Below are 23,233 nucleotides of genomic sequence, written 5' to 3' on the forward strand. Positions count from 1 at the left end.
TCCCGGCCCGTCCCCGTACCATGCGGAAGCGTGAAGCTGACAATTCTGGGCGGCGGCGGATTCCGGGTTCCCCTCGTGTACGGAGCACTGCTCGCCGATCACGCCGAGGGCCGCGTGTCCGCGGTCACCCTCTACGACACCGACGCGGACCGGCTCACCGCCGTCGCCCGGGTGCTGGGCGAACAGGCCGAGAACGTGCCGGACGCCCCCGCCGTCACCGCCACCACCGAGCTCGACGAGGCACTGCGCGGCGCCGACTTCGTCTTCTCGGCGATCCGCGTCGGAGGTCTCGGAGGCCGGGCCGCCGACGAACGGGTCGCCCTCGACGAAGGTGTGCTCGGCCAGGAGACGGTCGGGGCGGGCGGCATCGCGTACGGGCTGCGCACCGTACCCGTCGCCGTCGACCTCGCACAGCGCATCGCCCGGCTCGCCCCGCGGGCCTGGGTCATCAACTTCACCAACCCGGCCGGCCTGGTCACCGAGGCCATGTCCCGCCACCTGGGCGACCGGGTCATCGGCATCTGCGACTCCCCCGTGGGCCTCGGCCGCCGTATCGCCGGAGTGCTGGGCGCCGACCCCGACCGGGCCCGGATCGACTACGTGGGCCTCAACCACCTGGGCTGGGTCCGCGCACTGCACGTCGACGGCCGGGACGAACTCCCGCGCCTGCTGGCGGACCCGGCCCTGCTCGGCTCCTTCGAGGAAGGCCGGCTCTTCGGAGCCGACTGGCTGCGGTCGCTGGGCGCCATCCCCAACGAGTACCTGCACTACTACTACTTCAACCGGGAAGCCGTACGCGCCTACCAGGAGGCCGAGCAGACCCGCGGTGCCTTCCTCCGCGAGCAGCAGGAGGGTTTCTACACCCGGATGAAGGACCCGGCCGCGCCCGCCCTGCAGTCCTGGGACCGCACCCGCGCCGAACGCGAAGCCACCTACATGTCGGAGAACCGGGAGGTCGCCGGGGTCGGCGAGCGCGACGAGAGCGATCTGGAATCCGGTGGCTACGAGAAGGTGGCGCTCGCCCTCATGCGGGCCGTGGCCCGGAACGAACGGACCTCGCTCATCCTCAACGTCCGTAACCGCACGACGCTTTCCGTGCTCGACACGGACGCCGTCATCGAGGTGCCGTGCCTGGTCGACGCCAACGGCGCCCGACCCGTCGCCGTCGACCCCCTTCCGTACCATGCCGTCGGACTGGTCACCGCGGTCAAGGCCGTCGAACGCGCGGTGCTGGACGCGGCGGAAAGCGGCTCGCGCGCCACCGCCGTGAAGGCCTTCGCGCTCCACCCACTGGTCGACTCCGTGACGGTGGCCGGACGTCTCCTCGACGGGTACCTGAAGGTGCATCCCGGCCTCGCCTATCTGAACCGGGCCTGAGGGCCGTTCGTGAAGTCGGGCCGGGAGGACCGCACTTCGCTGCTGACCAGGAGGTGGAGCTGGGCGTCGAGCCAGGCGCCGGAAGGGGCGGCGAGGCCTTCCCCGTCCAGCGCGGCTTCGCCGTCCAGGGTGTCGAGGAAGACGCGCAACAACGTTGCCGCACGGGTCAGACCGGAGCGCGAGAGTGCCGTCGCCGCCTCGTCGATACGGGAGCGGGCAGGGGCCGTCAGATGGCGCAGCCCGGAGTGCGGCACGGCCGACATGGCGGACATCGCCTCGTCCAGCGCCGCGGACAGCGGATCGGGCGGGCGGCGCACCGCCACTGTCAGGGCCGCCGAACCGTCACCGGCGGCGAGATCGGGCACGACCACTCCGGACGGGGTGCGCACCGCCACCGGGTCTATCCCGATCCCCCCGCCGAAGCGGTGCACCGCGCCACTGACATGTGTGGCGCCGCCCTCCAGCGCGTCGGCCAGGGCGTCCAACGCGCCTGGGCACTCCGGCCGGTACCGCGACGTCACCAGCGCGGGGGTCCCCGAGGCGTCGCGCACGACGGCTTCGAGGCGCTGCTCGGCGGGGTCGTAACCGACGCTCTCCACCGTCGACAGTGCGACGACATGGACCGACTCCGCCTCGATCCGCGGGCGGATCAATCGGGGCGGCCTTCCTTCCCAGTCCGCGGTCAGCGCGGACAGGTCCCGCACGAGCAAGGGTTCCGGCAGCTCTGCCCAGGCGGCACCGACGGGGGTGATGGTCGTCGTGCCGAGCCGGCCGCGGGAGATCGTCAGCGCACGGCTCGCCGTGCGCCGTACGCTCTCGCTGACCAGGCTGCCGGCGGCCAGTGAACCCAGCGGTGTGGCGAGCACGCGTCGCGTGGACAACCGGTGGCCGCTCAGTTCCTGGCCCTCGGCCGCCGTCCAGGCCTTGCGGAGGACGAGGACGGTGCCCGCGCCGGGATGGGCGAAATACACCTCGGAGACGAGGGACTGCGGCGTGCCGTGCACGCGGCAGCCGAGCGAGACGAGCCGGACCCGGCGCAACGGGGTGTCGCCGGCCTCGCGGGTGCCCAGCACGCCGGGGAGCGCGGCGGCCCGCCGCCGGGCATGCACTTCGGTGAGCAGGGTGGCGACCAGCTCCGGGCGGTAGTGGGCGTTGCGGTCGGCGTACGCCGTGAGCTGGTCCGTCAACTCCGCGATCGTGCCCGCCGGCCAGTGCATCGACGCGGCGGCCAGCCCGGCACCGGCCCGTGCCAGGGACCCGCCGAGGACGGGGCCGACATGGGCCACGCCCTCCGCCAGCAGTTCGTCCGCCAGCTCGACGGCCGCGTCGAGTGCGGGTCCGGCCGTCGGCCGTGTCGTGGTGCGCCCGCCGACCTGGACGGGGACGGAGCGCCCGTCGCCGCCCGCCGCGTCGGCGGCGCGGAACGCCCAGACAGCGAGCGCCACCGCCTCGCCGCGCAGCGTGGCGGCCGCGTCCGTCAGCGCGTACGCGATTTCGTCGGGGACCGGGAAGCGCACTGTGCAGGTGGGGAGTTCGACCCGGGGTTCGGGGTGCTCCGGGGACGGGCGGTGCACCAGGGCGGCGTAACCCCGCTCGAAGGTACGGCGGGCCGACGCGAGCGGACGCGCACCCACGGCTTCCGCGAGGGCCACGTCGTCGGTGGCGCCCGGGGACCAGTCGGTGAAGGGAGCGGCACCGGCCGACGCGACCCCGTCGCCGCGCTGATAGGCCAGCACCAGGGCGATGAGATGGCGGCACACGCCCGGTGCGGCACAACTGCAGTCGCCGTCGTCCAGGCCGGTTCCGGGCGACAGCGAGGTGGTGGTGCCGTCGTCGAAGCGGGCCCGCACCGTGGCGTCCGGGTCCGTGGTGAGAGCGGGCACCGTGCCCGTGTCCAATTCCTTCGTGGCTCGCTTGACCAGTCCCCGGTTGGCCAGTGCCGCGAGCGTGTCCGGGGTCAGGGCGAGCAGGTCGGGGCGTGTGACGCCGCCCGGCGTCCCGGTCATCGGCCCAGCCTCTCGGCGACGAACTCGGCGAGGTGACCCGGTGTCATCGCCCCGATGTGCGCCCCGGCCGTGGCGAGCCGCCCGGCCAGCTGACGGTCGTAGTCGGGGTTGGCGTCCTCGTCGAGCGCGGCCAGCCCCAGCACGGTGCTGCCCTGCTCCACCAGCGCCCGCACCGTGCGCAGCAGCCGATAGGGGTCACCGCCCTCGTAGAAGTCGGTGACCAGCGCGACGATGGTGCGCCGCGGATTCTCCACCAGGCCCGCGCCGTACTCCACGGCCCGCGCGATGTCGGTGCCGCCGCCCAGTTGCACCCGCATCAGCAGCTCGACCGGGTCGGTCACCTCGGAGGTCAGGTCCACCACCTGGGTGTCGAAGGCGATCAGGTGCGTCTTGAGACCGGGCAGGTCCCACAGACACGCGGCGGTCACCGCGGAGTGGATGACCGATCCGGCCATCGAACCCGACTGGTCGACCAGCAGGATCAGCTGCCACTGCGTCACATGGCGCTGCGTACGGGAGTGGAAGTGGGCGCGCTCGATGAGAAGACGTCGTTCGGCCGGCTGGTAATGGGCGAGGTTGGCCCGTACGGTCTGCCGGAAGTCGAAGTCCCTCGCCACCGCCACCCGGCTGGGCCTGCGGGAGCGGGTGCCGTGGAAGGCACGGCGGATCTCCGGCCGGAGCCTGGCCAGGAGTTGTCTCACCACCGAGTCGACGATGCGCCGGGCCAGCCGCAGCACCTGCGGGTTCATCAGGTGCTTGGTACGCAGCACGGCCCGCAGCAGTGTCGGGCTGGGCTCGACCCGTTCCAGTACGGCGGGGTCGGTCACGATCTCCTGGATGCCGTACCGCTCGACGGCGTCCCGCTCCAGGCGCTCGACGGTCTCCTTCGGGAAGAGCCGGTGGACGTCGTCGAGCCAGTCGACCGCGGTCACGGGGGACGGACCGTCACCACCGTTGCGCGGGGCGGTACCGGAGCGGCGCACGCCGCGTCGGGCGAGGTCGGGGTCGCGACCGTAGAGCCAGTCGAGTGCGGCGTCCCGGCCCGCGTTGCCCGGCCCCAGCGGTCCGGTGTGCCGTTCGGCGGCGGAGCCGAGGACCAGCCGCCAGCGCTCCAGCCCCTCGTCGGGAGCGGCTTCGGGCCCGGTGTCGCGGACCTTCCCGGGCGCGTGCGCCGGACCGGGTACGTGTTCGGGCAGGGTCATGGGGTTGCTCCCAGGTCATAACGGGCCAGCAGCCGCGACACGGACTCCTCCAGATCACGGGCACGGGCGATCAGCAGCGGGTCCGCGGCGGTCCGCAGCAGGGAACGCGAGGAGCCGCGCACCCCGCGCCGTTCCAACAGCCGACCGGCGATCCGCTCGCGCTCGCGCGGCGGGAAGAACGCGAAGGCCTGACGCAGCGCGGGCAGACCCGACAGGAACGCATCGTCGGGCAGCGCACACACCAGCCTGTCCAGCACATCGATCAGCGACTCCGCGCCACCGTGCCCGTGCCCGTGCCCGTCTCCCACGGTGCCCGTCACCTCGTCGCGGGCGAGCGCGAACAGCCCGGCCAGCCAGTCGCCGAGCGCATCCGCGCCGGCCTTCGCCACCGGACGCACCGCCTCCGCCGGATCCCCGGAGGTGCCCTGGTCGCGCGTCAGGGCCCGGTGCAGTCCGAACGCGGCCCCGCGCAGATCGATCGGCGCCTCCGGGTCGCCGCTGATCCGCCATGCGATCGCGCACACCGTCTCCGGCGGGACGGAGAGCACCCGAGGCGCGTGGAGCACCGCGTCCCGCGCCGCGGCCACGGCCCGCAGACGAGGGAAGTCCACGCCCCGCCCACCGCGTGTCCCCTCCAGAAGCCACAGCAGTCGCGTCGTTGTCCCGCCGATCACCGCGGCGAGCAGCGGGCCGTGCGCCACCCCGAACACCCGGTCGTGCCGCCACAGCCCCAGGGCTGTGGAGAGGATCTCCCCGAGTGCGCCGACGTTCTTCAACCCGCCCACCCGGGAAGCGAGTTCTCCGAGGAGCTGCTCGGAGTACCCGTCCATCCCGCACAGCACGGCGTCGAACAGCGCCCGCGCCAGGCCATCGGCCCCGGCGGTCGCGTCCCGGGTCCGCTCGGCGAGCGCGGCCGCCGCGGCCTGCGCCAGGGTCGCGCCGTACGCCCCCGCCTCCATCAGTGCCGCCTCGCGCCCCGGGGCGGACTGCGACTCCCATCGTTCGGTGAAGACCGGATCGATTCCGTGCCGGGGTCCCGACGTCCTCACGTGACCGGGAACCCCCGACACCCGCAGCCGGTGCAGCACCCGGCTGCGCTCCAGCTCCGCGACATCGGTGAGTTCGAGGCGGTACGAGGTCCCGGGACCACCGTCCAGCGCCTGCCCGGCGAGCTGAGCCGCCACGTCGTGAACCAACGGCGGCGCGGGGGTGCCGGGGGCGAGGCGCCCGGTACGGTCGCCGCTGCAGGCGGCCACCATCTCGACCACGGCGGGATGGGCTCCGCCCGGCAGTACGCCCCGACCCGTCCACGGGAGCGGGTGGTCCAGGTCGTCCGTGATCAGCGCGCCCGCGAGACCGTCCAGCACATCGATCCTGGCGGGACGCGAGTGGCCGCGCAGCGCCGTGAGTCCCTGCGCCAGGCTTCGCGCGGCGATCAGGTCGGCGGTGGACACCGGGAACCCACGCGCCCGCAGCCGTTCGACGACCGTGCGCAGCAGACCGCCCGCCGCGGCCTCGGGGCCCGCTTCCCACACCTCCTGGTAGTAGCCCGGCGACGGCATCCCCGACTGGTAGCCGGCAAAGGCGTCCAGCTGTCGGAAGGAGTACGGCACGAGAAAACTCCCCGCCAGGGCCCCGACCGGTGGGGCGGGCACCTCCGGCCACCCGTCGGCATCCCGCCCCCAGCCGTCGTCGGCCTCGCCACCGGACGCGGTGAGCGCACGGAGCGCGGGCTGGTGGAAACCGCCGGTCACCACCAGCACCGGCCGGTCCCCGGCCGCGGCGACCGCCGTCCGCACCCACGCCGCCATGTACGTCTCGCGCGCCCGGTCGCCCGCGTCGGCCTCCGCGTCGCCGCGCACCAGAGCGAAGTAGGCGTCGAGCCGTTCCGCGAGACCGTTGTCGGGCTCGACCTCGAACAGCCGGTCCCAGAGCGCGTCGGAGGAATCCACCGAGAAATGCCGGCACAGCCGTTCCGTCGCCTCCGCGTAGCGGACCTCCGCGTCGGCATAGCGGTTGGTGCGCTCGGCGAATGCCGGATGCCAGGCGGGCAGATCGATGAAGCGGACCTCGGCACCGGCAGCACGCCCCGCCCGCAGGGCGACCCACTCCGGCGAGTAGTCGCAGAGCGGCGCCCAGGAGGTCGCGGCCCGTTCTCCGTCGCGGTAGTGACTGAACACCGCGACCGGCAGTTCGTGGCCGAGCAGCAGCTCGTCCAGCCGTCCGTTCATCTCGGCCGGACCCTCGATCAGTACGTGGGCCGGCCGAAGCTCCTCGACGGTCCGCTCGACGAGCCGTGCGCAGGCGGGGGAGTGGTGACGCACCCCCAGGAACACCGCCGTCATCAGTCGGCCAGCAGATGGCGTGCGTCGTACAGGGCCTGCCATGCCGGACCCCGACGACGCGGCACCTGCTGCTCCAGATAGCGGCGCAGCCGGGCCAGGTCCTCCGGGCTGTCCTTCGCCGCCGTCCCGGCCAGACAGGCCACGACATCGGCGGCACTGCCCGGCTCGCCGCGCAGGAACCAGCCGCGCACGCCCACGGCATGGGCGACCGAGACCGCCTCCGCGGTGCTCATCACCGCCGAAGGAACGCCCGAGCCGCCACCTGGCCCGCCCTTCTCACCGGCCCCCGCGCGGAGCTCCCGGAACGTACCGACCAGGACCTCCAGCACATCCCGGTCCGGCGGCGGTTCCACCCCCGATCGGCGCAGCAGGGTCGTCACCTCCGCCTCGACGAGCGCCAGTTCGGTGTCCAGGTCGGGGATCGGGAACACCGTCTCGAAATTGAACCGCCGCTTGAGCGCCGCGCTCATCTCGTTGACTCCCCGGTCGCGGGTGTTGGCCGTGGCGATGACGTTGAAGCCCTGCCGTGCGAAGACCATGCCGTCCGGTCCGGCGAGCTCGGGGATGGCCACCACCCGTTCGGAGAGCAGCGACAGCAGCGAGTCCTGCACCTCCAGCGGGCAGCGGGTGATCTCCTCGAACCGTACGAGCCTGCCCTCGGCCATGCCACGCAGCATCGGCGCCGGGACCAGCGACCGGGTGGAGGGCCCTTCGGCGACCAGCAGCGCGTAGTTCCAGCCGTACTTGATCTGGTCCTCGGTGGTGGCCGCGCCGCCCTGCACCGTCAGCGTCGAGTCGCCGCTGACGGCGGCCGCGATCAGTTCGGAGAGCAGCGACTTGGCGGTGCCCGGCTCCCCGACCAGCATCAGCCCGCGGCTCGTCGCCAGTGTCACCAGCGCCCGGTCCACCAGCGAGGGGTTGCCGACGAACTTCCGGCTGATCCCCGCATCCGCGTCGCCGATGATGAAACGGCGGGCCGCGCGCAGGCTCAGCTCCCAGCCCGGCGGTCGCGGATCGCGGTCGTCGGACCGCAGCGCGGCCAGCTCCTCGGCGTACCGCACCTCGGCCGGTGGCCGCTGCACCGCGGCCGGGCCGCCGTCCGGCGTCCCGGCACGTGTTTCGTTCCGTACGGTCATGAGGCGACGCCCTCGGTGAGTTCCTCCAGGTCGGCGAGGAGCTCGGACACGGTCACCGTGTCCAGATCGGTGAATCGGTGCGGGTGGGTGTGGCCGGCCCAGTGATCATTGGGCCGGGCGTCGAGCCAGACCGTTTCGAGGACCTGGTCGGGGAACATGTCGACCACCCCGACCGCGATGCCCTCGTGCAGCGCGATCACCAGATGACAGTCGTCGGCCAGCCGCTTGGAGATCCAGCGTTCCACTCCGGCGTCCTGCGGTGCCCCGCGCTCCCAGCCGCGCCGCTGCAGCCCGAGGACCTTTCCGGTCGGTACCTTGAGCCCCTCGAACCGGGTGAGCCGGTATCCCGCGCCCTCCTCCTCGGACAGCTCGTACACGGCGCGCCCCAGCTGCGCGAACGGCTGCAGGATCTCGTAGTCGGCGAACACCTCCGACCAGACGGTCAGTTCGTCCCCGAGATCCAGCGGGTGCGCGAGCCGCACGGTCGCGTCGTCGGCCAGGGCGAAGGCATCGTCCTGGGCGTCGGCGAACGTACGGTCCTCGGCGACCCGGAAGGCGGTGCGCACACCGTCGTCGGCCTCGCTGAGCCACACCAGCCGGCGCACCAGATGCCAGAGCAGCGGATGACCGACGAACAATTCCCCGAACTCCTGGGCAGTCCAGGGACGTCCGGACACCATCGCGGCCTCCAGCCTGCGCACCTGGTCGGAGGCGATCGTCCGGACGTCCTTCTTGAGCGCCATGAATCGCCTGCGCTCGGCCGGGGCGAGCTCCGCGTCGTCCCGGACGCCCGGCTGCGGCACATCCTTGCGACGCTTGCCGTCACCGTCCAGCACATAGGGCCGCAACTGCTCGTCGAAGCCGACCGTGAACGAACGGGTGCCGTAGTCCACGACCGTCGAACCGTCCTCGTCGAGGCCGAGGTCAGGAACCAGACGGTCGGAGAGCTGCTCCCCGGTCAGCCCCAGCCCCGCGGCGACCTCGGCGATCTTCTCCTGGGCCCGTGCCTTCAGCGCCTTGAACCTCACCCGCTGCGAGATGCCGTGCAGATGCAGGAGAGCGACATCGGTGCCGATGGACGCGAGTACATCGAGTCCCTCCACGGCCCGGTGGTGCGCGCCTTGACCGGGCCAGGACCGGATCACGGGGGTGAGCCGGCGGACCGTCCCGTCGTCGCCCAGCAGTCCCAGCGCGTGCAGCGCCCACGATTCCTTCGCCGGTAGATTGGCCAGCTGCCACTGCTCGAACAGGGCCCAGGCGAAACCGGCGAGCGAGGCGGCATCGGCCGTCTCCACGAGTCGGGCGACGCCCGGGTACACCTCGCCGGGCTTCGACAGCGCCAGCATCGTCAGGACATGGCGCACCGACTGCGCCGGCAGCGCGCCGCCGGACCGGACCACGATCGGGGGCAACATGGCAGGCTCCGCCCAGCCCGGCAGTACCGGCATCCTGGCCGGCAGCCCCCGCTCCAGCGGGTCCACGGACAGCAGCACCTCCACCGCGGCCTCCGTCCGGGCCCCGTACACCCGCGCGGCATCGCGCACCACGGTGTCGCCGTGCACCGTGGCGATCAGCGTCAGTGCCTGCTCGGCGGCGCGCCGCGCGGCGCCCTTCCTGCCCACGGCGTCCGGGACCAGGAGCGGGGCGGCCGCGACACCGTGCCGGGTGAACCAGGAACGAGCCGTCGTCGCGGTGGACTTGAGCCGTACCGACCAGTCCGCCATGTGCCGGGCGACCTGCACGTCGACGAACGGGAGCAGCAGCGGGGCGAGCGCGCTGGGCTGGCGGGGCACGACACGCAACAGCAGCGGCAACGCGGCGAGGCCGAACCGTGCGACGACCGGCTTGAGGGTGTCCAGGCCGTCCCACAGGTCGGTCGGATCCCAGGCGGGCAGCAGCGGGGCGACCACCTCCTCGGGCCCGTGGACGAAGATCCGGGCCGGTCGCAGATCGCCCATGCTCACTTCGTGGCGCAGGGCCGCGGTGTCCTTCCCCCAGTCGTCGCGGCCGTGGGCGGCCGCGTACCAGGAGGAGGTGGCCGCCCATGCGGCCCGCTCCTCGGGCAGCCACTCCAGCGAGGGCTCGGACACGGCGGCAGGACCCGTCACGACCACTTCCTTCACCGTGGTGCGGGGCCGGGACCACGGCGGCGTCGTCAGCACGGCGGGCAGGGTGTCGACGGGCGCGTCGGCGATCAGATCCTCTGGGTTGAGCAGGGGCTCGACGACCTCCACGACCTCGGCGTCCAGGCCTTCGAGTGCGAGCGAGACCAGGTCCTGGTGGGCGCCGATGTGACCGCGGAGCAGTTGCAGCGTCCGAGCGGACGACGTGGTCGAAGCGCCGTGCAGCTCGGCGGTCAGGAGCCGCACCGCACGTACCGGGTAGCGGCGCATGGCGTCGAGGAGAGCGGGACGGACATGCTTCGAGTCCGCATGGGCCAGCAGACCGAGGAACGCCTCGTCGGTGGGAAGCTCCACCAGGGAGTTGGCGGCGAGCTTCACCCTGTCGGAGTAGTAGTGGTTGCCGTCGAGGGATTCGGCCAGCGGGGTGGCGATGGCCGGTCCGATGCCCTCGGCGACCGTCGCGATGAACGCGACGCCGTCGGTGAAGTCCGGCCGGTGGGGGAAGCGCTCCATCTGGGCGGCCGAGTTCAGAGAGCTGAACACCATGGCGAGCAGGGTGTGGTCCCGTTCCGCGCCCACTCCGGGATCCGCGCAGAGGTCCTCGACCCAGTCGGTCTCACTCGGTACCAGATAAGAGACGATGATCTTGCGCAGGGCATCGGTGCGGCATCCGGCCAGCACTTCGACCGTCTGCAGGTACGTCTCTTCGTCGGCCGCGGCGAGCAGCGCGCGGACCCGGTCAATCGCCGGTCGGCGATCCCTCGCCCAGTACGCGTGGCGCGGCCCTGCCAGCGTCTCCAGCCAGGGGTCGCTCCGTCGGCTGCCGCTCTGCTGCCAGTTGGCTTCGACCGAGAACAGCTCGACCGCGGCCCGCGCGGCGAACGGCAGACCGTAACGCTCGCACCAGTGGTCCGCCCACGCGGAGTCGGGCACGGGATGGAGCCCGACGACCGCCGCCAGAGCGGCCGCCCCCACCGGCGAGGGACTTCCGGCCACATGCGACCGCAGGTGGTCGGACAGCCCGGCATCCGAGCGCGGCGCCTCCACGAACTCCTGGATCCAGGTGGCCTCTTCGGCGATCCGGTCCGCGACCTTGTCGAGCGCCTCCCGGCGCGCCCTGCCGGACCCCCGGTGCACGCCGCCGCGCCGAGGGTGGAGCGTTCGCCGCCAGTTGGCGGGGAGCACGAAGGTGTCCTCGTCGGGCAGGACAAGGGCCTCGGCCTCGGGCGGCGTCGAAGGGGCCGCTCCCGGAGCCGTGCCCGCCGCCGCTACAGCCTCTGCGGCGCCCGAAGCCGAGGCCGCCACCTCGCGGTACCCCTTCTTCTCCTTCTCCGCGATCGATGTGCGGACCTGCGCCGACGCGGCCTCGGCCGACGCATACTCCTTCGTCCGCGTACGCCCGTCGCTCCCGCACCGCCCGTAGCGCACCGTCACCACCACGCCCTCGGCCTCGGTCTCCCAGAACTTCGACGCACTGCCCTCGACGTACTCCCAACGGCGCACGGTCCCGCCCCCTTCACACCCGGACAGCCCGCGCTGCGGCGGGCTTTTCGATCAGTGGTGCCACAGTAGAACGGACCACTGACAACGCAGCGTGACCAGGATGCCCGGAGAGAGAAAGAGCAGGTCGGCCGCTGTGCGAGAGCTATTCCCCGGGGCAGGGGACGAGCGAGGGACGGCCCCGGGACCAGCCGTTCCACCTCGTCCACCGCCGCTCTCCCGAGCCGTTCCAGCCCTTAGCCCGCCGGATGCGGTGTCAGGAAGGCGCCCGGCAGGTCGAGAAGCCGACTGTCCGGAGGCAGGGATTCCGGATCGGTGACGTCGAGTAGGGCGATGATCCGGCCGGCCGCCACCTCGTCCGTCGACGCCGACGTGTCGTGAGCGGGGCAGGGAGCGGTGATTCCTGAGGGAATCCCGGCCCCCTCGCCCGGTCGTGTCAGGGAGCGGAGACGGCGCGCGCGTCGCCGGACGGTGCCCACGACGGCGTCACACCGGTCACCTGGCACACCATCAGGAAGAGCGGGATGGGCGGAGTGTACGGCGTGCGGCTGTCGGGCTGGTGGATGAGCCGGGGCCGTACGGCAGGAACGAAGGCCCCCTTCGCGTAGGCGGCCTGCGCGGGCCAGTCCAGATCGAGATCGGAACCCGCCGGCACGATCCACCACCAGCGGTCGGCGTCCGCGAAGACGCAACCGGTACGTGGCAGATGAGACATCAGTCGGAAGCCGTACCGGGAGGGCACGCCCACCGCGTCGCAGCCCAGGCTCGCCGACAGGGCGGGCGGCAGCGGCAGTCGCACCGTGCCCGTGTCGGTGGCACCCAGGGGCTGCCGGGAGCGGCGCGCTCCGAGCAGATGGGACATCGCGTTCTTCAGCATGACCGCTCCGAGCCGTGCGGCAGTTCCGCCCAGACGATGCGGCCCGAGCCGTTGCCCGCGTCGCGGGAACCCCAGGAACTGCTCATCGCGTCGACGAGCAGCAGGCCGCGTCCGTGCTCGTCGTCCGAGGTGCGGCAGAGCCGCGGTCCGCCGGGCTGGTGTCCCTGGTCCTGCACCGCTATGCGCAGCCTTCTGTCGAGGCAGTGCAGCTCGCACACGACGCGAGCGCTCATGGTGTGCACCACTGCGTTGGTGACCAGTTCCGAGACGATCAGGATGGCCGCCTCGTGCGTGTCCTCGTCCAGCCGCCACTCGTCGAGCCGGGCTCGTGTCAGTCGCCGTGCACCGGCCACCGATTCGGGGTGCGCCGGCAGCGCGAAGCAGTACCGGAGCGCTTCCGTCCCGGGGCTGAGATCCATGTGCCGGGGGATAAGCGCACTGCCAGGTGCCACAACCGATTCCTCACAGTGGGGGCTGCGTCACAATCCGCGATCTCACGCGAACGAGCACGGTCGTGACTAAGTGAACTGGTTCACTCACCAACTCTCCCCCTGTCGAGAACACTTGGCAAGGGGCACTCTGAAAATTTCAGAGTGACTGTGTCTTGGGAGCCCCGCGCATGGCACACTGCTGGCAAACAGCGCATCGGGAGGTCTGAAGTGAGCGAACCGCGGTCCGCCCCGACCGTGGGTCAGGTCGTTCTCGGCAAGCGCCTGCAGGATCTGCGGGAGCGGGTCGGCCTGAGCCGTGACCAGTCTGCGAAGGTGTTGCGGGTCGCACCTGCGACGATACGCAGGATGGAGACCGCCGAGGTCGCTCTCAAGATTCCCTATGTCCAGCTGTTGCTGAAGGCGTACGGGATCGCCGACGACGAGGCCGACGCGTTCGTGGAGCTCGCCGAGGAGGCGAACAAGCCGGGCTGGTGGCAGCGCTACCACGATGTGCTGCCCGACTGGTTCAGCATGTACGTCAGTCTGGAGGGCGCCGCCAGCCTCCTGCGCATGTACGAGCCGCATTTCGTCCCCGGTCTGCTGCAGACCGAGGACTACGCGCGCTCGGTGATGCGCACCGGAGCCGTGGGCCAGACCAGGCCCGAGGACATAGAGCGCCATGTGGCGCTGCGGATGCAGCGCCAGTCGCTGCTCTCCCGGCCGGACGCCCCGAAGCTCTGGGTGGTGATGGACGAGACGGTGCTGCGCCGCCCGGTCGGCAGCGTCGAGGCCATGCGGGGGCAGATCGACCGGCTGCTGGAAGCGACCGAGATGCCGCATGTGACGCTGCAGGTCGCGGAATTCTCGACCGGACACCACCCGGGAACCTACGGCCCCTTCGTCCTCTTCCGTTTCGGCGTCCCCGAACTTCCCGACATGGTTTACAGCGAGTACCTGACCGGTGCCGTCTACTTCGACGCGCGCCCCGAGGTGGCCTCCTACCTCGAAGTCATGGACCGCATGGCGGCTCAGGCCGCAACTGCACAACGCACGAAGGAAATCCTCCGGGACTTCCGCAAGGAGCTGTGATGGACCCCATATACAACGGCATGCCGGCCGCCGAACTCGGCTCCGAGGGCTGGTACAAGCCGTGGAGCGGCGGAAACGGAGGCAATTGCGTCGAAGCCATGAAGCTGTCCGACGGGAGAGTCGCCGTGCGCCAGTCCGCGGATCCCGACGGCCCCGCCCTGATCTATTCCCACGGTGAGATCGCCGCCTTCATCCAGGGCGCCAAGTCGGGCCAGGCGGATTTCCTCCTCACCTGATTCCACGGCCTTCTCGCCGGATCCGCCCTTCCGGAGCCCGCCCCCGTCCCACACTGTTGTTGTTCGCCGACCTATGGACCCATGGAGCGTGCTATGACCGGGCAGGATCCCCGAACCGTCGAGATCGACACCAGCAAGCCGCATCCCGCCCGGATGTACGACTGGTTCCTCGGCGGCAAGGACAACTACCCGGTCGACGAACAGATGGCCCGGCAGTTGCTGGCCGTCGATGCCAGGGGGCGCGACATGGCCCGGGTCAACCGGGCCTTCATGCACCGGGCCACCCGGTGGCTGGCCGAGAACGGGGTCCGCCAGTTCCTCGACATCGGCACCGGTATACCCACCGAGCCGAACCTCCATCAGATCGCCCAGCGGACCGCCCCCGAATCACGCGTCGTCTACTGCGACAACGACCCGATCGTTCTCGCGCACGCCGCGGCCCTGCTGCGCTCCACCCCCCAGGGCGCCACGGAGTACATCCAGGCCGACGCCCGCAAACCCGAGGTCATCCTGGAAGAGGCCGGCACGGTCCTCGACTTCGACAAGCCGATCGCGCTGTCGCTGCTGGCCCTGCTGCACTTCCTGGGTGACGAGGACGGCGCCGCCGAACTCGTCGACCGACTGGTCGAACGGCTCCCCTCCGGCAGCTATCTGGTGCTCTCGCACACCACCGGGGACTTCGATCCCGAGGGCGCGGCGCAGGCATCCGCCATGTACAAGGCGCGCGGGATGACGCTGCGGCTGCGTTCCCACGCCGAAGTCACCACATTCTTCGACGGACTCGAACTCGTCGAGCCGGGTGTCGCGCTCTCCGCGGACTGGCACCCGGAGCTCGGCGAGGTCATCGAGGTGCCGGGTGACGAGCCGATCCCGGGCTACGCGGGCGTCGCCCGCAAGCCCTGACCGTCCGCCCCGTCGGTCCAGCGGCGCGTTCAGCTTCCCAGCGCGTGTCCCTCGTCGCGTCCACGTGCTCGGGGACCTCGTCGTGCCGGTCGCCCATCGTCGGTGTACCGGAGGGCTCGAAGAGCAGCACCGAGGCATCGCCGGAGGCGGAAGGCCTGTGCCACGTCCCGCGCGGCACGACGAACACGGCGCCGGGATCGCGGGCGCCGTGAGCCGCCGTCTTCGCCGCCCACCGCGACGGCGGCCGACGCCAGTTCGTCGAGCACCCCCTGCCCGACGTCCCCGACACCTCGCTCGGCCCGCTCCTGGCCTGGGCCGAGGAGCACCTCGGCACCGGACTCACCGTCAACGGCCTCGCCGGCCCGTGCCGCCGTCAGCCCGGCAACCCTGCACGGCCGATTCCGCGCCCGACTCGGCACGACCCCGCGCGGCCGGCTGACCGAACGCCGGATCACCCTCGCCTGCCGGATGATGGAGCACGGCGAGGAGCGCCTCGACGTGGTCGCCCGTGCCGGCGGGCCGGGCACGACGACGAACCCGCGGACCCGGCTCCGCCGCCGTACCGGACTGACTCCCGGCGGGTACCGTCGCCGCTCCACCCCGACCCGCTGAGCCTCCGGTCCCCGGGTGACAATGGAGGCATGTCACGACGCACCGGACGACCGGGACGGCCCACGCCCACCACCGCCGGCGCACGGAAGTCCGCGTTCCCCGCGGACTCGCCGTGCCCCTGCGGCCTGCCAGCCGTGTACGGGGACTGCTGCGGTCGCCTGCACGCCGGGACCGCCGTCGCACCGACCTGCGAGGCACTCATGCGCTCCCGGTACGCCGCGTTCGTCGTCCGGGACGAGGCGTACCTGCTGCGCACCTGGCACCCGGACACCCGGCCGCCGGCCGTCGACTTCGACCCCGGGATGCGATGGGTGCGCCTGGAGATCCTGGAGACGACGGACGGCAGCCCGTTCCACACGACCGGTACGGTCACCTTCCGCGCGCACTACACGGACCGCGGGCGGCCGGACTCCCTCCACGAGAAGAGCCGCTTCGTGCGTTCCGGGGGCGCCTGGGTGTACTCGACGGCGGACTTCGTCGACTGAACCGGTGGGCCGGGGACGGGTTCTTCAGAGAGCGGCCCCGACCCGGGGCTTCTCCGGCGAGAGCTCCTGCGTCAGATCCTCCGCCAGCAGCCGTTTGGCGATCACGTCCACCGCGGCCCGCAGTTGCCGGTCGTCGGGGCGTGACCCGTGTTCGTCCAGGCGTTCGTTGAGCCACCGCGCCCACGCGACACCGATCGCCGCGGCCTCCCGGCTCCCGGCGGCCGTATGCGTGAACAGGCGGCCGTCGCCGGTGAGGTAGCCCTCCTCGATCATCCGGTCGAAGACCGGGACCAGCACCTCCGGCGGTACCCGGTGCCGGGTCGCGATCAGGCCGAGTCCCGCGTGACCGACCATCCGGGTGAACAGCTCGACCTGCATCACCGCCCAGGCCCCCGCCATGTCCAGCCGGGTGTCCGACTCCGCGACGATCCGCCGCGCCGTGTCCGGACCCGCGCCGCGCAGGATCTTGGCCACGGAGAATTCCAGGAGCCGGGCCGAGTCGCCCGCGCTGGGCTGGGCGAAGCCCTCGCCCATGTCCGTCGAGCCGACCCGCGCGGTGTCCCGCAGCTTCACCTCCTTCAGGAAGAGCGCCACGACGAGCCCCAGGACCGCGACCGGCACCGTCCACAGGAACACGGTGTGCAGCGTGTCGGCATACGCCTGGGCCAGCGGCGCGGACTGCGCGGCGGGCAGTCTGTGCAGCCCCTGCGGGCTCTGCGCGGCCTTCGCCAGCACCGCGGGGTCGCCGCCCGCCCGAGCCGCCGCGGCGATGCCGTCGGTCAGATTCGGTTTCAGCGCGTTGGCGTAGATCGTGCCGAAGACCGCGGTGCCGAAGGAACTGCCGAGCGTACGGAAGAACGTCACGCCCGACGTCGCCGTACCCAGGTCCGAGTAGTCGACCGTGTTCTGCACGGCGATGGTCAGCACCTGCATGGACAGCCCGATACCGACGCCGAGCACCAGCATGTAGAGCGATTCCAGCCAGACCCCGCTGTCCGGGCCCATACGGGAGAGCAGATACAGCCCGACCGCCATGACCAGCGAGCCCACGATGGGGAAGATCCGGTACCGGCCCGTTTTGGAGACCACGTTGCCGCTGAAGACCGAGGCGACGAGCAGCCCGACGACCATCGGCAGCGTCCGTACCCCCGACAGGGTCGCCGAGTCGCCGTCCACGTACTGCAGATACGTCGGCAGGAAGGTCATCGCGCCGAGCATCGCGAATCCCACGACGAAGCTCAGGATCGAGCAGACGGTGAACACCGGATTGCGGAACAGCCGCATCGGCAGCATCGGTTCCTTCGCCCGGAACTCCACCAGGCAGAAGAGCGCCAGCGCCACGACGCCGCCCGCGAAGAGAGCGATGATGACGGGCGAGCCCCACGCGTACTCGTTGCCGCCCCAGCTGGTCGCCAGGATCAGTGCGCTCGCGCCGACCGTGACCAGGGCGATGCCCAGATAGTCGATCACGGGCCGCCCCACGGCCCTCACCGACGGAATCGTGCGGGCGGCGGCGATGACCACGACGATCGCGATCGGCACATTGACGTAGAACGCCCAGCGCCAGCTGAGATGATCGGTGAAGAGCCCGCCGAGCAGCGGCCCGATCACCGTCGACACCCCGAAGACGGCACCCAGCGCACCCTGGTACTTGCCCCGCTCGCGCAACGGGATCACATCGGCGATCAGTGCCATCGAGGTGACCATCAGCCCGCCGGCGCCGATGCCCTGCAGCCCTCGCCAGACGATCAGCAACGTCATATTCGTCGCGAGGCCGCACAGGAAGGAGCCGGTGATGAAGATGATCGCGGACAGCTGAAAGATGATCTTCCGGCCGAACAGATCGCCGAACTTGCCCACCAGGACCGTTGCCACCGTCTCGGCGAGCAGATAGGCCGTGACGACCCAGGACATGTGGGCGGCGCCGCCCAGATCCGAGACGATCGTCGGCAGTGCGGTGCCGACGATCGTCTGGTCCAGAGCGGCCAGCAGAAGCCCCAGCACGATCGTCGCGAAGACGATGTTCCGGCGGCGCGGATCGAGTACGGACGGCGCGGCGGCACTCTGCGCGGCGGGGGCTGTCTCGCTGGCAGTGGTCACGCTTGCACCCTCACACCGGGCCCCGTCCGCCGCATGTGGGGGACGGCCGGACGTGTCGTCAGGCCGACAGATCCCGCAGGGACGTCTTCAGCCGGGTCACGAAAGCCTCCCGTACCGGCTCCGCCACCCGGTCCAGCGAGAGATACGGATTGAGGTCTTCCAACTCGACGAGCAGCAGCTCACCCCGCGCGGTCCGGCAGGCGTCGACCCGCTGGATGCCGTGGTCGAGACTGTTCCACTCCACGAACGAGCCCGCGAATTCCAGATCCGCCGCACTCGGCGCGTACGGCTCCAGCACCCACCGCTGCTCCGGACGCGGCGCGTACAGCGCGTACTGGAAGTCCCGGTCGACGAAGTAGAACGACACCTCGTACCGGAAGTCGATCCGCGGCTGGACGAGCATCAGGCCGTCGTCGCTCTCCGGCAGTGCGGCCTGCGGTACGAACCGCAGACCGACCGAATCCGCTCCCAGCTTCGGCTTGACCACGTATTCCGGGGCCGCAGGCAGCAGCCCCAGATCAGCCGCCCTGTCCACCGTAGGGATCACCGGATGTCCCGCCCGGCTCAGATCGACCAGATACTGCTTGCCGGCCATGTCCCCGCGACCGTGCAGCGGGTTGTAGACGGGTACGCCCAGCTCCAGCGCCCGCGCGCGGAACGCGTCGTACGCCTCCTGGTAGTGCAGCACCGGACCGCTGTTGCGTATGACGACCATGTCGAAGCCGTCGAGCAACGCGGCGGCGTCCCGGGGATGACACAGCGCGACATCGAACTCCTCCCGCAGCCGCGACGACAGGTGGATGTCCTCGTCGCAGTAGCGGCGGCCACGAGCCTCGTAGGAGAGGTCGGTGACGAAGAGCAGGGACGGGCGCGGGCCCTCGGACATGGTGTTCCCCCAGGGGTGTGTCTGCGGACGGCGGATCAATAACCTTGACGGCGTTGCCCGTCAACGACCCTGGAGCGCCATGACGTCAGCCCCGTACGAGTCGACCGCATCGCAAGCGTCGCCAGTTCCGGACATTCTCTCTCCCGCCTTCGCCGCCGATCCCTACGGGGCCTACCGGATCATGCGCGAGAGCGCCCCGCTGATCCGGCACGAGGCCACGAACAGCTACCTCGTCTCCCGGTACGAGGACGTGGAACGGATCTTCAAGGACAGGGCCGGCGAGTTCACCACCGAGAACTACGACTGGCAGATCGAACCGGTCCACGGCCGGACGATCCTCCAGCTCAGCGGCCGTGAGCACGCCGTGCGCCGGGCCCTGGTCGCCCCTGCCTTCCGGGGCGCGTACCTTCAGGAGAAGGTGCTGCCGGTCATCGAGCGCAACGCGCGCGAGCTGATCGACGCCTTCCGGCACACCGGCGAGGCCGACCTCGTCGACGCGTTCGCCACCCGCTTGCCGGTCCTCGTCGTCGCCGACATGCTCGGCCTGGACAGGGCGGACCACGACCGCTTCCACGGCTGGTACACCACCGTCATCGCCTTCCTCGGCAATCTCGCGGGCGACCCGGAGGTGGCGGCGGCCGGTCAGCGGACCCGCCGGGAATTCGCCGAGTACATGATCCCGATCATCCGGCAGCGCCGGAACACGCCCGGCGACGATCTGCTCTCCGCACTCTGCGCCGCCGAGGTCGACGGGGTGCGGATGAGCGACGAGGACATCAAGGCGTTCTGCAGTCTGCTGCTCGCGGCGGGCGGCGAGACCACCGACAAGGCCATCGCCTCCCTCTTCGCCAATCTGCTCGCCCACCCCGAACAGCTCGCCGCGGTACGGGAGGACCGCTCCCTCATCGAGAGGGCCTTCGCCGAGACGCTGCGCCACAGCCCGCCGGTCCATATGATCATGCGCCGGACGGCGACCGAGGTGGAGCTCAGCGGCGGCACGGTGCCCGCCGGAGCCACCGTCACCTGTCTGATCGGTTCCGCCAACCGCGACGAGTCCCGCTACAGGGAGCCCGACCGCTTCGACATCTTCCGCTCCGATCTGACCGGCACCACCGCGTTCTCGGCGGCGGCCGACCACCTGGCGTTCGCGCTCGGCCGGCACTTCTGCGTGGGCGCGCTGCTGGCTCGGGCAGAGGTGGAGACGGGCGTGAACCAGCTGCTCGACGCACTGGGGGAGCTGCGGCTCGCGGACGGTTTCACCTCCTTCGAGCAGGGCGTCTTCACCCGGGGCCCGCGATCGCTGCCGGTACGGTTCGCCCCGGTCCCCGGCTGACCGCGCGAGCGACCGGCCGGAAGCGGTTCAGCGGATGTGGCGCCCGGAGACAGCGCGATCACCAGGCGCCGGATCTCGCTCGTCCCCTCGAAGGTCGGGTGGATCTCGGCGTCGCGGTACATCCGCTCCACCGGATGCTCCCGGCCGTATCCGGCGCCTCCGAGGATCTGGACAGTCTTCTCCGTCACCGCGACGGCCAGGGCGTCACCAGGAACTGCCGGGGCGCACCGGCAGCCGCGGGTGGTGGGCGGCCAGGATCTTGTTCGCGCGTGCCAGCTCGGAGAGTGCCTGCTCGCGGTCGGCCTGGTCCTCGGCGCAGAGCCGTGGGCCCCGGAACCTGCGCACCTCGCGCGCGGCGCATGCGGCGTCGAACTCCGCCTGCAGGATGTGCGGCGGGATGCAGGACCCGATCAGCGCGGCGACCCGGTCCGGGATCGGCACGGGGACGAGGAGGTGTGAGGCGGTCATGAGGGGTGCCCTCTCGGATGGTTGGCCAGGAGGTGGTTCTCGGTGCGGCCGCCGGGTGGGCGGCCGACTCCTCCATGTGTACGGGACGCAGTTCCGGGTTTCTCGTTGAGAACGTCTCCGTGTGGCAACCGTTTGAGAGTGACCGGGTATTTCCCCTTACTCGTTAGTAAGTTGACTCATCGTGACGTACGTGCTGCGTGATCCGAACGAGAGGCGCTAGAGGGACACGTCGGTGCCGCGCTCGCGCAGCTGGAGTGCCCGTAGTACGGCCTCGGTCGAGAACCGGCTTTCCGGATCGACCAGTTGTGCACCGAAGATGGTCTCCAGATTGCGCATCCGGTACCGGACGGTCTGAGGATGCACATCGAGCAGCTCGCCCATGTGGGCCGCGGTCCCCCTGGTTTCGAGCCAGACGCGGAGCGTTTCGATCAGCCGCTCGCGCCGGTTGGCGCTGATCCCCGCGATCGGAGCAAGTTCGCGCCGGGCGAGTTGATCGAGGAGGGCCGTGTCGGAGAGGAGCCACAGCGTGATGAGGTGGTCCTCGCACAGGACGAGCGGCGCGTCCGCGATGATCCCGGCGTCGACGAGTTCGAGGACCCGGCGGGCCCAGCGGACCGAGTCCGAGGCGAGGGCTGTGGGGACGGTCAGTCCGATGGCGACCCGGGTGCCGAGGAGGGCGCGCTCAAGCATCTGTCTTCGCGCCTCGTCGAGCGGCCCCGGGACGAGTAAGTGGGGCTGCGGAGCACTGAGGTCGACCAGGACGTCGCGGTCCAGGCCGGCCCGGTCGAGCCCGGCCGGGGCTCGGGCGGCGACCAGGGTCACCTGTTCCGGCAGCGTCCAGCCGGTCTGCTCGCAGAGCTCGGCGATGGCGGTCCGGGGCACCGGCCGCCCGGCGAGGACCAGATGCAGCAGACGGCGGCGCATGGCCTCGCTCTGCTCGCCGGACTGCGACTGCACTTCCAGGAAGCCCTCGCGGGAGAGCGACTCCAGTTCGTCGATGTAGGCGAACAGCGCGTCGGCGAAACTGAGCATCAGAGTCGGGGAGAAGCTGTAGCTCCGGCCGACCTTCTTGGCCCGGCGCAACGCCACCCGGGCGCCGAGCCGATAGGCCCCCTGCAGCGTCTCCATGCTTCGGCCCTCATACGCCTCGAACCGTCCGAAACGACGGCACATGTCGTCGCGAAGGGTGGTGGAGGTGGACGGCTCGGCGACCAGATCGACGAACGACGCGAGGCTCTGTTCCACGCCGACACGAATGGCCTGGCCGTTCGGGCCGTCGAGCAGGCGCGCGTATTCCGGATAGGCCCGGGTGACCTCGACGCCGATTTCTTTGATCAGGCTCGGCAGTTCGGGCCGCATGATTGCGGCGAATTCCTGGGGGAGCGGGCCCAGTGGGTCTCCGGTGTCCGACGGCTGTACACGTTCTGGCATGACTGTCCCCTTGCTCTCCGGCGCCCGGTGGGGGTGAGGCGGTGGGGGGAAAGCGCTCCCATCAACCGGCAGGTGCGTACCAAGTTCGCGATGAAGATAGACCAAGTCAGCTGCTGTGCCCACTACTTGTACAAGATCGGAGTGCAAGGGGCACGCATCTCGGCCGCGCTGTGGTGCTTCCGTGCAGGTGGGGCAGCAATGCTCACTTCCGGACAACGTATTTCGGCCGCTTGTTTCTCGACGACAAAAAGACCGGCGTCGGTGAAGCGGTGCGGTGGGTGGCAGGAGCGGGGCGGTCGACGGCGTCCTGCTGTGGGCAGACCCCCGCGGGGCGGCCTCCTGGAGGCGGTCGTGCCTGTGTGCAGGCCGCGGGTGGGCCGGACCGGCAGATGTCTCGCCGAGCGGAGTGGCGCGTTCATCACGTCCGGGAGCCCGCCGCCGGCCGGGTCTCCTTCCTGCGGAAGAGGTCCCGCACCCCGCGAGCCCATCCGTCGCGCCTGTAAATGCGCATCCGTTGACAAGCCCTCAGGCTCCGTCTGCTCATTTCTGGATCAAAAATCGGTTATCGCAAAAGATCTTAACCGGCAGGATTGTGTCGCCGTGTTTCCCGCAAGTAACATCACGGCTCAGCCAATTAAGACATGCAATTCGCCGGAAAATGGCTGCTCGGTCTCCGGGCTCCGGATCCACCCG

Annotated in this window: 18 protein-coding genes and 2 pseudogenes; 7 read left to right on the plus strand and 13 right to left on the minus strand. The window is 71.0% G+C overall.

Features of this window, described 5'->3' with window-relative positions; all coding sequences use genetic code 11:
• Window positions 1–30 precede the first annotated feature (30 nt).
• On the plus strand, window positions 31–1,377 hold the full coding sequence (locus ACIOHC_RS33240) for a 6-phospho-beta-glucosidase (protein WP_351072813.1): 1,347 nt from the start codon (window positions 31–33) through the stop codon (window positions 1,375–1,377).
• On the opposite strand, the gene ACIOHC_RS33245 is transcribed toward ACIOHC_RS33240, so the two are convergent.
• From ACIOHC_RS33245 to ACIOHC_RS33275, 7 genes are all read right to left on the minus strand, one after another.
• Window positions 1,359–3,383 carry a hypothetical protein gene (locus tag ACIOHC_RS33245; protein ID WP_351072811.1) on the minus strand — a complete coding sequence of 675 codons (2,025 nt, stop codon included), beginning with the start codon at window positions 3,381–3,383 and terminating at the stop codon, window positions 1,359–1,361. The genes ACIOHC_RS33240 and ACIOHC_RS33245 overlap by 19 nt on opposite strands.
• Window positions 3,380–4,585, minus strand: coding sequence for a VWA domain-containing protein (locus tag ACIOHC_RS33250; RefSeq protein WP_351072809.1), 1,206 nt, complete (start codon window positions 4,583–4,585; stop codon window positions 3,380–3,382). Before ACIOHC_RS33250 ends, ACIOHC_RS33245 begins: the two co-directional genes overlap by 4 nt.
• Window positions 4,582–6,930, minus strand: coding sequence for a DUF5682 family protein (locus tag ACIOHC_RS33255; protein WP_401845210.1), 2,349 nt, complete (start codon window positions 6,928–6,930; stop codon window positions 4,582–4,584). Before ACIOHC_RS33255 ends, ACIOHC_RS33250 begins: the two co-directional genes overlap by 4 nt.
• Entirely contained in the window at window positions 6,930–8,066 is a 1,137-nt protein-coding gene (locus ACIOHC_RS33260) for an AAA family ATPase (protein ID WP_351072805.1), read from the minus strand. The genes ACIOHC_RS33255 and ACIOHC_RS33260 overlap by 1 nt, the downstream gene beginning before the upstream one ends.
• Window positions 8,063–11,692, minus strand: a complete 3,630-nt coding sequence (locus ACIOHC_RS33265; protein ID WP_401845213.1) for a DUF4132 domain-containing protein — start codon at window positions 11,690–11,692, stop codon at window positions 8,063–8,065. Before ACIOHC_RS33265 ends, ACIOHC_RS33260 begins: the two co-directional genes overlap by 4 nt.
• A 433-nt stretch (window positions 11,693–12,125) precedes the next feature.
• Complete coding sequence (locus ACIOHC_RS33270; protein ID WP_351072801.1) at window positions 12,126–12,566, minus strand: hypothetical protein; 441 nt, start codon at window positions 12,564–12,566, stop codon at window positions 12,126–12,128.
• Window positions 12,560–13,018 carry an ATP-binding protein gene (locus ACIOHC_RS33275; protein ID WP_351072800.1) on the minus strand — a complete coding sequence of 153 codons (459 nt, stop codon included), beginning with the start codon at window positions 13,016–13,018 and terminating at the stop codon, window positions 12,560–12,562. Before ACIOHC_RS33275 ends, ACIOHC_RS33270 begins: the two co-directional genes overlap by 7 nt.
• Window positions 13,019–13,225: 207 nt before the next feature.
• Here ACIOHC_RS33275 and ACIOHC_RS33280 point away from each other — a divergent pair, with 207 nt between their 5' ends.
• The 3 genes from ACIOHC_RS33280 (at window position 13,226) to ACIOHC_RS33290 (ending at window position 15,225) form a co-directional block, all read left to right on the plus strand.
• Window positions 13,226–14,086 (plus strand): helix-turn-helix transcriptional regulator, encoded by an 861-nt coding sequence (locus ACIOHC_RS33280; RefSeq protein ID WP_351072798.1) that lies wholly within the window; start codon window positions 13,226–13,228, stop codon window positions 14,084–14,086.
• Window positions 14,086–14,322, plus strand: a complete 237-nt coding sequence (locus ACIOHC_RS33285) for a DUF397 domain-containing protein (protein WP_351072796.1) — start codon at window positions 14,086–14,088, stop codon at window positions 14,320–14,322. Before ACIOHC_RS33280 ends, ACIOHC_RS33285 begins: the two co-directional genes overlap by 1 nt.
• A 93-nt stretch (window positions 14,323–14,415) precedes the next feature.
• A complete protein-coding gene (locus ACIOHC_RS33290; protein WP_351072794.1) occupies window positions 14,416–15,225 on the plus strand; it encodes an SAM-dependent methyltransferase in 810 nt (269 codons plus the stop codon).
• 29 nt (window positions 15,226–15,254) lie between these two features.
• On the opposite strand, the pseudogene ACIOHC_RS33295 reads toward ACIOHC_RS33290, so the two are convergent.
• A pseudogene (locus tag ACIOHC_RS33295) lies at window positions 15,255–15,418 on the minus strand (cupin); the annotation flags it as partial.
• A gap of 194 nt (window positions 15,419–15,612) precedes the next feature.
• Here ACIOHC_RS33295 and ACIOHC_RS33300 point away from each other — a divergent pair.
• Both ACIOHC_RS33300 and ACIOHC_RS33305 read left to right on the plus strand, forming a co-directional pair.
• Window positions 15,613–15,837, plus strand: coding sequence for a helix-turn-helix domain-containing protein (locus ACIOHC_RS33300; protein WP_351072843.1), 225 nt, complete (start codon window positions 15,613–15,615; stop codon window positions 15,835–15,837).
• A gap of 29 nt (window positions 15,838–15,866) precedes the next feature.
• Window positions 15,867–16,322, plus strand: a complete 456-nt coding sequence (locus ACIOHC_RS33305) for a YchJ family metal-binding protein (protein ID WP_365689838.1) — start codon at window positions 15,867–15,869, stop codon at window positions 16,320–16,322.
• Between the two features lie 24 nt (window positions 16,323–16,346).
• Here ACIOHC_RS33305 and ACIOHC_RS33310 read toward each other — a convergent pair whose 3' ends face one another.
• Together ACIOHC_RS33310 and ACIOHC_RS33315 are read right to left on the minus strand one after the other, a co-directional pair.
• Window positions 16,347–18,422, minus strand: coding sequence for an MDR family MFS transporter (locus tag ACIOHC_RS33310; RefSeq protein ID WP_401845217.1), 2,076 nt, complete (start codon window positions 18,420–18,422; stop codon window positions 16,347–16,349).
• 58 nt (window positions 18,423–18,480) lie between these two features.
• Window positions 18,481–19,308 carry a hypothetical protein gene (locus ACIOHC_RS33315; protein ID WP_351072789.1) on the minus strand — a complete coding sequence of 276 codons (828 nt, stop codon included), beginning with the start codon at window positions 19,306–19,308 and terminating at the stop codon, window positions 18,481–18,483.
• A 79-nt stretch (window positions 19,309–19,387) separates the two neighbouring features.
• Here ACIOHC_RS33315 and ACIOHC_RS33320 point away from each other — a divergent pair, with 79 nt between their 5' ends.
• Entirely contained in the window at window positions 19,388–20,641 is a 1,254-nt protein-coding gene (locus tag ACIOHC_RS33320; protein WP_351072787.1) for a cytochrome P450, read from the plus strand.
• 27 nt (window positions 20,642–20,668) lie between these two features.
• Here ACIOHC_RS33320 and ACIOHC_RS33325 read toward each other — a convergent pair.
• The 3 genes and pseudogenes from ACIOHC_RS33325 to ACIOHC_RS33335 form a co-directional block, all read right to left on the minus strand.
• A pseudogene (locus tag ACIOHC_RS33325) lies at window positions 20,669–20,841 on the minus strand (acyl-CoA dehydrogenase family protein); the annotation flags it as partial.
• A 4-nt stretch (window positions 20,842–20,845) separates the two neighbouring features.
• Window positions 20,846–21,109 (minus strand): hypothetical protein, encoded by a 264-nt coding sequence (locus ACIOHC_RS33330; RefSeq protein ID WP_351072785.1) that lies wholly within the window; start codon window positions 21,107–21,109, stop codon window positions 20,846–20,848.
• Between the two features lie 216 nt (window positions 21,110–21,325).
• Window positions 21,326–22,540: a helix-turn-helix domain-containing protein gene (locus tag ACIOHC_RS33335; RefSeq protein WP_351072783.1), complete on the minus strand. Its 1,215-nt coding sequence runs from the start codon at window positions 22,538–22,540 to the stop codon at window positions 21,326–21,328.
• Window positions 22,541–23,233 lie beyond the last annotated feature (693 nt).

The sequence above is a fragment of the Streptomyces sp. NPDC088252 genome (assembly GCF_044740965.1).
Taxonomy (GTDB): Bacteria; Actinomycetota; Actinomycetes; order Streptomycetales; family Streptomycetaceae; genus Streptomyces.

Excerpts from the sequence above, each read along its gene's own strand:
- ACIOHC_RS33285 (WP_351072796.1), top strand. The coding sequence starts at position 14,086 with ATGGACCCCATATACAACGGCATGCCGGCCGCCGAACTCGGCTCCGAG.
- ACIOHC_RS33330 (WP_351072785.1), bottom strand. The coding sequence starts at position 21,109 with ATGACCGCCTCACACCTCCTCGTCCCCGTGCCGATCCCGGACCGGGTC.
- ACIOHC_RS33290 (WP_351072794.1), top strand. The coding sequence starts at position 14,416 with ATGACCGGGCAGGATCCCCGAACCGTCGAGATCGACACCAGCAAGCCG.
- ACIOHC_RS33305 (WP_365689838.1), top strand. The coding sequence starts at position 15,867 with ATGTCACGACGCACCGGACGACCGGGACGGCCCACGCCCACCACCGCC.
- ACIOHC_RS33315 (WP_351072789.1), bottom strand. The coding sequence starts at position 19,308 with ATGTCCGAGGGCCCGCGCCCGTCCCTGCTCTTCGTCACCGACCTCTCC.
- ACIOHC_RS33250 (WP_351072809.1), bottom strand. The coding sequence starts at position 4,585 with ATGACCCTGCCCGAACACGTACCCGGTCCGGCGCACGCGCCCGGGAAG.
- ACIOHC_RS33260 (WP_351072805.1), bottom strand. The coding sequence starts at position 8,066 with ATGACCGTACGGAACGAAACACGTGCCGGGACGCCGGACGGCGGCCCG.
- ACIOHC_RS33245 (WP_351072811.1), bottom strand. The coding sequence starts at position 3,383 with ATGACCGGGACGCCGGGCGGCGTCACACGCCCCGACCTGCTCGCCCTG.
- ACIOHC_RS33320 (WP_351072787.1), top strand. The coding sequence starts at position 19,388 with ATGACGTCAGCCCCGTACGAGTCGACCGCATCGCAAGCGTCGCCAGTT.
- ACIOHC_RS33255 (WP_401845210.1), bottom strand. The coding sequence starts at position 6,930 with ATGACGGCGGTGTTCCTGGGGGTGCGTCACCACTCCCCCGCCTGCGCA.
- ACIOHC_RS33270 (WP_351072801.1), bottom strand. The coding sequence starts at position 12,566 with ATGCTGAAGAACGCGATGTCCCATCTGCTCGGAGCGCGCCGCTCCCGG.
- ACIOHC_RS33335 (WP_351072783.1), bottom strand. The coding sequence starts at position 22,540 with ATGCCAGAACGTGTACAGCCGTCGGACACCGGAGACCCACTGGGCCCG.